Here is a 2,118-nt window from a genome sequence, read left to right on the forward strand (position 1 = left end):
CGAGGCCGAGCATCACGCGTCCGCCCGAGAGGTGGTCGAGCGTGAGCGCGTGCATCGCGGTCGTGGTGGGGGAACGGCCCGGCACCCCCGAGGCACGCGTCGCCGACGCGATGCGCGAGCACGCCGAGATGGCGTCCGGCACCGGCCGCGACGTCGCCGTGCTGATGCGGGCCGTACCGGGCCTGCTCACCAAGGACGGCTTCGAGGGCGTACAGGTCGCCGCGCTCCCCGACGGCCGGGCCGTCGCCGTGAAGATCGCGGACGGCGCCGACCGGGCCCGCATCCCGGTCACCGCGGCGGCACTCGCCCGCTCCGGAGTCGACCCGGCCGCGCTCACCGAGTTCGCCGGGGCGCCGCTCCTCGGCGGCGGCGCGGTGGTCGGAAACATCCGTCCGGCACGGGCACTGGATCCGCTCGCGGAGTCTCAGGCGCCCTGATCCGCCGGACGTGCACAGCCTCGCCCCACCCTCTCCAGAAGGAAGAGCCGCACCGACATGACCGTCCGCAGTGAGCACGACCTGCTCGGCGACCGTGACGTCCCCGCCGAGGCGTACTGGGGGGTCCACTCCCTGCGTGCCAGGGAGAACTTCCCCATCACGGGGATGCCGATCTCCGCGTACCCGCACCTGATCGAGGCGCTCGCCGCCGTCAAGGAGGCCGCCGCCCGCGCCAACGAGGACCTCGGGCTGCTGGAGCCCCGCAAGGCCGCCGCCATCGTGGCGGCCTGCCGGGAGATCCGGGACGGGAAGCTGCACGACCAGTTCGTCGTGGACGTCATCCAGGGCGGGGCCGGCACCTCGACCAACATGAACGCCAACGAGGTGGTCGCCAACCGGGCGTTGGAGCTCCTCGGTCACGCCAAGGGCGAGTACGAGTTCCTGCACCCGAACGAGGACGTCAACCTCGGGCAGTCGACCAACGACGTCTACCCGACGGCCGTCAAGGTCGCCACGGTGTTCGCGGTGCGCGAGCTGCTGAAGGCGATGGCCGTGCTGCAGGACGCCTTCGCGGCCAAGGCGTTGGAGTTCCGCGACGTCCTGAAGATGGGGCGTACGCAGTTGCAGGACGCCGTGCCGATGACGCTCGGCCAGGAGTTCTCGGCGTACGCGGTGATGCTGGACGAGGACCGGCTCCGGCTCGCCGAGGCCGTCGAGCTGATCCACGAGATCAACTTGGGTGCGACGGCGATCGGTACCGGTCTGAACGCGCCCGCCGGTTACGCCGAGGCGGCCCGCCGGCACCTCGCGGACATCACCGGCCTGCCCCTCGTCACGGCGGCGAATCTGGTCGAGGCGACCCAGGACTGCGGCGCGTTCGTCCAGATGTCCGGAGTTCTGAAGCGGATCGCGGTCAAGCTCTCCAAGAGCTGCAACGACCTGCGGCTGCTGTCGTCGGGGCCGCGGGCCGGGTTGAACGAGATCAACCTGCCGCCTGTGCAGGCCGGTTCGAGCATCATGCCCGGCAAGGTGAATCCGGTGATTCCCGAGGTCGTCAACCAGGTCGCCTTCGAGGTGATCGGCAACGACGTGACCATCACCATGGCGGCGGAGGCCGGGCAGCTGCAGCTGAACGCCTTCGAGCCGATCATCCTGCACTCGCTGTCCGAGAGCCTGACGCATCTGCGGGCGGCCTGCATGACGCTGGCCGAGCGGTGCGTCTCCGGGATCACGGCGAACACGGAGGCGTTGCGGGTGACTGTGGAGAACTCCATCGGCCTGGTGACCGCGCTCAACCCCCACATCGGCTACTCGGCCGCGACGGACATCGCGAAGGAGGCCCTCGCGACCGGGCGCGGTGTCGCCGAGCTGGTCCTCGAAAAGGGCCTGCTCCCGGCGGACCGCCTGGCGACGCTGCTCCGCCCGGAGGTCCTGGCGGGCTCCCAACGGGGCTGAGGGGGCGGGGGGTTCATTGCCGGGTGCGGGGCATCCGTGGCTGGTCGCGCAGTTCCCCGCGCCTCTGAAAGCCACAAGATTGCGCCGTTCCCCGCGCCCCTTGAAGACGTGGCCGAGGCCGGGTGCGTAGGTGCGGGTGCGTCGTGGCCGATCGCGCAGTTCCCCGCGCCCCTGAAGGGGCCCGCCCCCACCCTCCGGCAGCCGCCCTCCGGCCGAAGGGGTCGTG

General features: G+C 71.3%; 1 protein-coding gene and 2 pseudogenes. 2 read left to right on the forward strand and 1 reads right to left on the reverse strand.

Going from position 1 to position 2,118, the window contains the following annotated elements; genetic code table 11:
* Window positions 1-76 (reverse strand): annotated as a pseudogene (locus tag O3Q52_RS52255) (LLM class flavin-dependent oxidoreductase); the annotation flags it as partial.
* A gap of 1 nt (window position 77) precedes the next feature.
* Between O3Q52_RS52255 and O3Q52_RS52260 the strand changes: the two are divergent.
* Window positions 78-437, forward strand: a pseudogene (locus O3Q52_RS52260) (asparaginase); the annotation flags it as partial.
* A gap of 57 nt (window positions 438-494) precedes the next feature.
* On the forward strand, window positions 495-1,892 hold the full coding sequence (gene aspA / locus O3Q52_RS52265) for an aspartate ammonia-lyase (RefSeq protein WP_269655420.1): 1,398 nt from the start codon (window positions 495-497) through the stop codon (window positions 1,890-1,892).
* Window positions 1,893-2,118: the final 226 nt, after the last annotated feature.

It is taken from the genome of Streptomyces sp. ActVer (assembly GCF_027270795.1).
In the GTDB taxonomy this organism is placed as follows: domain Bacteria; phylum Actinomycetota; class Actinomycetes; order Streptomycetales; family Streptomycetaceae; genus Streptomyces; species Streptomyces umbrinus_A.

Bases quoted from the DNA above. Each gene is read 5' to 3' on its own strand.
- aspA (WP_269655420.1), top strand. From the start codon at position 495: ATGACCGTCCGCAGTGAGCACGACCTGCTCGGCGACCGTGACGTCCCC.